Here is an 8,104-nt window from a genome sequence, read left to right as displayed (position 1 = left end):
CTCTGCTGCTGACGAACAAAACGATTCGCAGCGATGCAAACAGCGCCAAGCGCGTTTGCGGCAGACAGATCTTTAAAAATTAACAGCCGATAAGCGTGGGCGTTTAATGAAGTGCGACAGAACTTCGGTTCTGGAAACTTTAAACATTAAATGCTCACAAGAAATATAGGTAAGATCGCAAGAAATTACCTGTCAGTATTTTGAGAGAGCGATGCCCTTCGGGGTAGCCAGAAATGGCACAAAACAGAGATTAAACTAAAGAGTTTGATCCTGGCTCAGATTGAACGCTGGCGGCATGCCTTACACATGCAAGTCGAACGGCAGCATAGGAGCTTGCTCCTGATGGCGAGTGGCGAACGGGTGAGTAATATATCGGAACGTGCCCTAGAGTGGGGGATAACTAGTCGAAAGACTAGCTAATACCGCATACGATCTAAGGATGAAAGTGGGGGATCGCAAGACCTCATGCTCCTGGAGCGGCCGATATCTGATTAGCTAGTTGGTGGGGTAAAAGCCTACCAAGGCGACGATCAGTAGCTGGTCTGAGAGGACGACCAGCCACACTGGGACTGAGACACGGCCCAGACTCCTACGGGAGGCAGCAGTGGGGAATTTTGGACAATGGGGGCAACCCTGATCCAGCAATGCCGCGTGAGTGAAGAAGGCCTTCGGGTTGTAAAGCTCTTTTGTCAGGGAAGAAACGGTAGTAGCTAATATCTATTACTAATGACGGTACCTGAAGAATAAGCACCGGCTAACTACGTGCCAGCAGCCGCGGTAATACGTAGGGTGCAAGCGTTAATCGGAATTACTGGGCGTAAAGCGTGCGCAGGCGGTTGTGTAAGACAGATGTGAAATCCCCGGGCTCAACCTGGGAATTGCATTTGTGACTGCACGGCTAGAGTGTGTCAGAGGGGGGTAGAATTCCACGTGTAGCAGTGAAATGCGTAGATATGTGGAGGAATACCGATGGCGAAGGCAGCCCCCTGGGATAACACTGACGCTCATGCACGAAAGCGTGGGGAGCAAACAGGATTAGATACCCTGGTAGTCCACGCCCTAAACGATGTCTACTAGTTGTCGGGTCTTAATTGACTTGGTAACGCAGCTAACGCGTGAAGTAGACCGCCTGGGGAGTACGGTCGCAAGATTAAAACTCAAAGGAATTGACGGGGACCCGCACAAGCGGTGGATGATGTGGATTAATTCGATGCAACGCGAAAAACCTTACCTACCCTTGACATGGTCGGAATCCTGAAGAGATTTAGGAGTGCTCGAAAGAGAACCGGCGCACAGGTGCTGCATGGCTGTCGTCAGCTCGTGTCGTGAGATGTTGGGTTAAGTCCCGCAACGAGCGCAACCCTTGTCATTAGTTGCTACGAAAGGGCACTCTAATGAGACTGCCGGTGACAAACCGGAGGAAGGTGGGGATGACGTCAAGTCCTCATGGCCCTTATGGGTAGGGCTTCACACGTCATACAATGGTACATACAGAGGGCCGCCAACCCGCGAGGGGGAGCTAATCCCAGAAAGTGTATCGTAGTCCGGATTGTAGTCTGCAACTCGACTACATGAAGTTGGAATCGCTAGTAATCGCGGATCAGCATGTCGCGGTGAATACGTTCCCGGGTCTTGTACACACCGCCCGTCACACCATGGGAGCGGGTTTTACCAGAAGTGGGTAGCCTAACCGCAAGGAGGGCGCTCACCACGGTAGGATTCGTGACTGGGGTGAAGTCGTAACAAGGTAGCCGTATCGGAAGGTGCGGCTGGATCACCTCCTTTCTAGAGTGCGCACGAAGTTAAGCGTCCACACTTATCGGCTGTAATTCAAAGAACAGTTATTTGGTGAAGCGCGGTCTGTGACACAAGGTCACTGACTGGCTACTGATACTGATCCAAGCGGGTCTGTAGCTCAGCTGGTTAGAGCACCGTGTTGATAACGCGGGGGTCGTTGGTTCGAGCCCAACCAGACCCACCAAGGTTTCGGGGGTTTAGCTCAGCTGGGAGAGCACCTGCTTTGCAAGCAGGGGGTCGTCGGTTCGATCCCGTCAACCTCCACCAAGAAATGTCAAACCTAAGTCAGCGTTCAAGTTGGCGTAGTGATTTAGGTTTGATCTTTTACGATCAATGGCTGTTTTTGTTCTTTAACAATCTGGAAGAAGTAAAGATTCATTTAAACGATCGCCAGGACTTCGGTTCTTGCGAAAGTAAAAATGGGTGTGATTGTATCAATCAAAGTATTACGAAGTGATCTTAGCAATTAGAAGACTTACTTTGGAATACGGCAAACGCTAAAACTCAACGCTTCTTTATAACGCTCTTGCAAAAGAGGCTAACGTTATAGGAACAAGCGAATAAGTGCACATGGTGGATGCCTTGGCGATTACAGGCGATGAAGGACGTAGTAGCTTGCGATAAGCTGCGGGGAGCTGGCAAACGAGCTTTGATCCGCAGATTTCCGAATGGGGAAACCCGGCCGTAAGGTCATCGTTATCTGAATACATAGGGTAACGAAGCGAACGTGGCGAACTGAAACATCTAAGTAGCTACAGGAAAAGAAATCAACCGAGATTCCCAAAGTAGTGGCGAGCGAAATGGGATCAGCCTGCAAGATTTAGCATCAACGATAGCAAAACGGAATGGAAAGTCCGGCCATAGTGGGTGATAGCCCCGTATGCGAAATCGATGGTGTGGAACTAGGCTTGCGACAAGTAGGGCGGGACACGTGAAATCCTGTCTGAAGATGGGGGGACCATCCTCCAAGGCTAAATACTCGTAATCGACCGATAGTGAACCAGTACCGTGAGGGAAAGGCGAAAAGAACCCCGGAAGGGGAGTGAAATAGATCCTGAAACCGTGTGCATACAAACAGTAGGAGCCCTGTAAGGGGTGACTGCGTACCTTTTGTATAATGGGTCAGCGACTTACATTCAGTGGCAAGCTTAACCGAATAGGGAAGGCGTAGAGAAATCGAGTCCGAATAGGGCGTTCAGTCGCTGGGTGTAGACCCGAAACCAGATGATCTATCCATGGCCAGGTTGAAGGTGCGGTAACACGCACTGGAGGACCGAACCCACTAATGTTGAAAAATTAGGGGATGAGCTGTGGATAGGGGTGAAAGGCTAAACAAATCTGGAAATAGCTGGTTCTCTCCGAAAACTATTTAGGTAGTGCCTCAAGTATCACCATCGGGGGTAGAGCACTGTTATGGCTAGGGGGTCATCGCGACTTACCAAACCATTGCAAACTCCGAATACCGATGAGTGCGAGCTTGGGAGACAGACGCCGGGTGCTAACGTCCGACGTCAAGAGGGAAACAACCCAGACCGCCAGCTAAGGTCCCAAAGATTGGCTAAGTGGAAAACGAAGTGGGAAGGCTAAAACAGTCAGGAGGTTGGCTTAGAAGCAGCCATCCTTTAAAGAAAGCGTAATAGCTCACTGATCGAGTCGTCCTGCGCGGAAGATGTAACGGGGCTAAGCCAGTCACCGAAGCTGCGGATATCCGTAAGGATATGGTAGGAGAGCGTTCTGTAAGCCTGTGAAGGTGTCTTGTAAAGGATGCTGGAGGTATCAGAAGTGCGAATGCTGACATGAGTAGCGATAATGCGGGTGAAAAGCCCGCACGCCGTAAGCCCAAGGTTTCCTGTTCAACGTTCATCGGAGCAGGGTGAGTCGGCCCCTAAGGCGAGGCAGAGATGCGTAGCTGATGGGAAGCAGGTTAATATTCCTGCACCGTCGTTAGATGCGATGGGGGGACGGATCGCGGAAGGTTGTCCGACTGTTGGAATAGTCGGTTTTTACATCGAAGAAGGCTGTTAGGCAAATCCGGCAGCGTAATTCAAGGGTGTGAGACGAGCGAACTTGTTCGCGAAGCAATCGGAAGTGGTTCCAAGAAAAGCCTCTAAGCTTCAGTCTAACGAGACCGTACCGCAAACCGACACAGGTGGGCGAGATGAGTATTCTAAGGCGCTTGAGAGAACTCGGGAGAAGGAACTCGGCAAATTGGTACCGTAACTTCGGGATAAGGTACGCCCAAGTAGTTTGACTGGCCTGCGCCAGAAGGACAAAAGGGTTGCAATAAAATGGTGGCTGCGACTGTTTAATAAAAACACAGCACTCTGCAAACACGAAAGTGGACGTATAGGGTGTGACGCCTGCCCGGTGCTGGAAGATTAAATGATGGGGTGCAAGCTCTTGATTGAAGTCCCAGTAAACGGCGGCCGTAACTATAACGGTCCTAAGGTAGCGAAATTCCTTGTCGGGTAAGTTCCGACCTGCACGAATGGCGTAACGATGGCCACACTGTCTCCTCCCGAGACTCAGCGAAGTTGAAATGTTTGTGATGATGCAATCTACCCGCGGCTAGACGGAAAGACCCCATGAACCTTTACTGTAGCTTTGCATTGGACTTTGAACCAATCTGTGTAGGATAGGTGGGAGGCTTTGAAGTAGGGACGCTAGTCTCTATGGAGCCGACCTTGAAATACCACCCTGGTTTGTTTGAGGTTCTAACCTTGGTCCGTTATCCGGATCGGGGACAGTGCATGGTAGGCAGTTTGACTGGGGCGGTCTCCTCCCAAAGTGTAACGGAGGAGTTCGAAGGTACGCTAGGTACGGTCGGACATCGTGCTAATAGTGCAATGGCATAAGCGTGCTTAACTGCGAGACTGACAAGTCGAGCAGGTACGAAAGTAGGACATAGTGATCCGGTGGTTCTGTATGGAAGGGCCATCGCTCAACGGATAAAAGGTACTCTGGGGATAACAGGCTGATTCCTCCCAAGAGTTCATATCGACGGGGGAGTTTGGCACCTCGATGTCGGCTCATCACATCCTGGGGCTGTAGCCGGTCCCAAGGGTATGGCTGTTCGCCATTTAAAGTGGTACGTGAGCTGGGTTTAAAACGTCGTGAGACAGTTTGGTCCCTATCTGCCGTGGGCGTTGGAAGTTTGAAGGGGGCTGCTCCTAGTACGAGAGGACCGGAGTGGACGAACCTCTGGTGTATCGGTTGTCACGCCAGTGGCATTGCCGAGTAGCTAAGTTCGGAAGAGATAACCGCTGAAAGCATCTAAGCGGGAAACTCGCCTTGAGATGAGACTTCCCGGGAACTAGATTCCCCTAAAGGGTCGTTCGAGACCAGGACGTTGATAGGTCAGGTGTGGAAGCGCAGTAATGCGTTAAGCTAACTGATACTAATTGCCCGTGCGGCTTGTTCCTATAACATTAGCTCTGTTATAGACAAGTTGAGCATATATTGTGTTTGCCCTAGTGCATCACACCCAGAATCTAAAATACTTCTTCCAGTTTGGGTTGGTTGCTGCTCCATCGAGAGCAACTGACTTTACAAGTTATGCCTGATGACTATAGCAAGTTGGTACCACCCCTTCCCATCCCGAACAGGACCGTGAAACGACTTCGCGCCGATGATAGTGCTGCAACCAGTGTGAAAGTAGGTCATCGTCAGGCTTGTTACTCCGCAGAACCCTCGTTACGAAAGTAACGAGGGTTTTTGCTTTGCGCGATCGCTTTGTGTTGATCGGTTTGTATTGTGAATCTGACTGTGCTCGGGGACATATCTGCACGGGTCTGCACACTTCTGCGCAGATATCAGGGCTCTGACCTATGATCTCTGACCTATGATCTCTGACCTCTGATATCAGAGATGGGGGGCATCGACCTTAGTGTTATGCACAGCTCGCCAAGCCAGCATCGCGGCCAATGAACTGATCTTATGCACAAGACACTTAGTTTTTAGAGCATGAATCCCCTGGAAAGCCGCATAACAAGGGTATGTTTGAAAGCCGGCACTTAGATTTATACACAGCCCAAGGCAACGCCCGGCATCGCAGTTGATTTATGCACAGGCGAAAAATCTAAACCCCTCGCTCCAGCCCACACCCTCGTACCATCCACAACAACTCAGTCCTACAAACGCACAGGCAATAAAAAATGCCGTCCAGTGTTCACTGGACGGCATCTAGGCAGAGAACCTGCCTGTCTTCCTACACAGGCTGCCAGACTTACTGCTTTGCTGCCACGCTCACCGTATTTTCATTGATCCCACCACCCAAGGCCTTGTAGAGGTCGATGGCATTGTTCAAGCGCAGTTGCCGCGCCTGGATCAGCGCTTGTTGCGCCGAGAACAGGTCACGCTGCGCATCGAGCTGGTCCAGCGACGATGCAATCCCGTTCTTGAAACGCAGGTCGGTCAGCTTCAGACGCTCTTGCTGGGCTGCCAGGAAAGCTTCCTGTGCCTTGACCTGGTCGTCCAGCGTCCCGCGTGCTACCAGCGCATCGGCCACTTCGCGGAAGGCTGTCTGGATGGTCTTTTCGTAAGTCACGACTGCCTTGTTCTTGCGCACTTCAGCCAGGTCCAGATTGGCACTGTTGCGGCCGAAGTCGAAGATCGGCAGCGACAGCGAGGGACCGAAGCTCCACGCACCAGAGCCCGACTCAAAGAGATTGCCCAGCGTGCTGCTGGCACTGCCGAAGTTGCCGGTCAGCGAGATACGCGGGAAGAACGCCGCCCGTGCCGCGCCGATATTGGCATTGGCCGCCAACAGGCTCTGCTCGGCCGAGCGGATGTCAGGACGATTGGTCAGCAAATCCGAAGGCAGGCCAGCCGGAATGTCGGTGACAATCTTTTCATCCGACAGCAGCTGCGCCGGCGGCAGGTCGCCCACCTTCTTGCCCACCAGCAGGGTCAGGGCATTCTCGGCTTGCGCGCGCTGACGCTCCAACTGCGCCTTGGCCACCCGGGCCGATTCCACCAGCGTTTGCGTCAGACGAAAGTCCAGCGCCGAACTGGCGCCTACATCAAAACGCTTACGCGCCAGTTCCAAATTGTCTTCCCGCGACTTGAGCGTGTCATTGGCCAGTTGCAGTTGCTCGGCATAGGACCGTTCAGACAGGTACGCCTGCGCCACCTGCGCCACCAGACTGATCTGCGCCGACTTCTGCGCTTCTTCTGTGGAGAGGTAGGACGCCAGCGCGGCATCCTTCAGGTTGCGCACACGACCGAAGAAATCCAGTTCATAGGCCGGCACTGCCAGGCCCACCTGATAGCTGTTGCTGATGACGGGCTGGCCGGTCAGCGACTGGCTTGCCGCTGTGCGAGTACGTGCTGCACTGCCGGCGATATTCAGATTGGGCAGCAAATCGGCGCGGGCGATCTGGTATTGGGCACGCGCTTCTTCGATGTTGAGCACCGCGGTGCGCAGGTCACGGTTGTTCTCCAGCGCGGCTGCGATCAACTGTTGCAGGCGCTGGTCCGGGAAGAACTGGCGCCAGCCCAGGTTCACCGCCTGCAGCTCGGCGCGACCGGCAGCATCAGTCGGATAGGCCGATTCCACCGGCGCTTGCGGGCGCTCATAAGTGGGGGCCAGCGAGCAGCCCCCCAGTACGCCGGCCACCATCAGCGCTGCACACAATTGCAGCAAGCGAGGCGAGCGCGGCAACGACAGATTAGCCATTGTTATTCTCCACTATCAATCTTGGGCGAGTGTTCGGCGTCAAACTTGCGTTGACGCTCGCTGCCCTTGAACACCTTGCGCACGACCACGAAGAAGATCGGCACCAGGAACACGGCCAGCACGGTGGCGGTAATCATGCCGCCCATCACGCCGGTACCGATGGCGCGCTGGCTGGCCGAACCGGCGCCAGAGGCAATGGCCAGCGGCAGCACGCCGAGGATGAAGGCCAGCGAGGTCATGATGATCGGACGGAAGCGCAGGTGTACGGCTTCCAGCGTCGCTTCGATCAAGCCCATGCCTTGTGCCTGCAGATCCTTGGCGAACTCGATGATCAGAATCGCGTTCTTGGCCGACAGACCCACCACCGCAATCATCCCCACCTTGAAGTACACGTCGTTAGGCATGGCGCGCAGCGTCACACCCAAGAGGGCGCCGAGGATACCCAGCGGCACCACCAGCATCACCGCCAGCGGGATCGAGGTGCTTTCATACAAGGCCGCCAGCACCAGGAACACGGCAATCAGCGACAGGGCATACAGGGCTGGCGCCTGGTTACCGGAGGTCTTTTCTTCCAGCGACTGACCGGTCCACTCGAAACCGAAGCCCGGCGGCAGCTGGCCACGAAGGATC

At 53.6% G+C, this 8,104-nt stretch carries 2 protein-coding genes, 2 tRNA genes and 3 rRNA genes; 5 read left to right on the top strand and 2 right to left on the bottom strand.

What is annotated here, in order from left to right; genetic code table 11:
* Nucleotides 1-252: 252 nt before the first annotated feature.
* The 5 genes from I5W_RS27460 (at nucleotide 253) to rrf (ending at nucleotide 5,468) form a co-directional block, all read left to right on the top strand.
* Nucleotides 253-1,785: ribosomal RNA gene (locus I5W_RS27460) — 16S ribosomal RNA — on the top strand.
* A 119-nt stretch (nucleotides 1,786-1,904) separates the two neighbouring features.
* A tRNA-Ile gene (locus I5W_RS27455) sits at nucleotides 1,905-1,981 on the top strand.
* Between the two features lie 7 nt (nucleotides 1,982-1,988).
* A tRNA-Ala gene (locus I5W_RS27450) sits at nucleotides 1,989-2,064 on the top strand.
* Between the two features lie 283 nt (nucleotides 2,065-2,347).
* Nucleotides 2,348-5,219, top strand: a 23S ribosomal RNA gene (locus I5W_RS27445).
* 136 nt (nucleotides 5,220-5,355) lie between these two features.
* A 5S ribosomal RNA gene (rrf, locus tag I5W_RS27440) occupies nucleotides 5,356-5,468 on the top strand.
* Together the 16S, 23S and 5S rRNA genes with 2 tRNA genes alongside form the textbook arrangement of a ribosomal RNA operon.
* 554 nt (nucleotides 5,469-6,022) lie before the next feature.
* Here rrf and adeC read toward each other — a convergent pair.
* Both adeC and I5W_RS27430 read right to left on the bottom strand, forming a co-directional pair.
* Entirely contained in the window at nucleotides 6,023-7,474 is a 1,452-nt protein-coding gene (gene adeC, locus I5W_RS27435; RefSeq protein WP_044531641.1) for an AdeC/AdeK/OprM family multidrug efflux complex outer membrane factor, read from the bottom strand.
* A gap of 2 nt (nucleotides 7,475-7,476) precedes the next feature.
* Nucleotides 7,477-8,104, bottom strand: a 628-nt coding sequence (locus I5W_RS27430) for an efflux RND transporter permease subunit (RefSeq protein ID WP_044531640.1), incomplete at its 5' end; no start/stop codon positions are given.

It is taken from the genome of Herbaspirillum sp. B65 (genome assembly GCF_000333555.1).
Classification (GTDB): domain Bacteria; phylum Pseudomonadota; class Gammaproteobacteria; order Burkholderiales; family Burkholderiaceae_D; genus Herbaspirillum; species Herbaspirillum rubrisubalbicans.
Note: the sequence above shows the minus strand (reverse complement) of the source record. Positions and strands in the feature narration are given on the sequence as shown.

Coding starts and splice junctions, on each gene's coding strand:
- adeC (WP_044531641.1), bottom strand. CDS start 7,474: ATGGCTAATCTGTCGTTGCCGCGCTCGCCTCGCTTGCTGCAATTGTGT.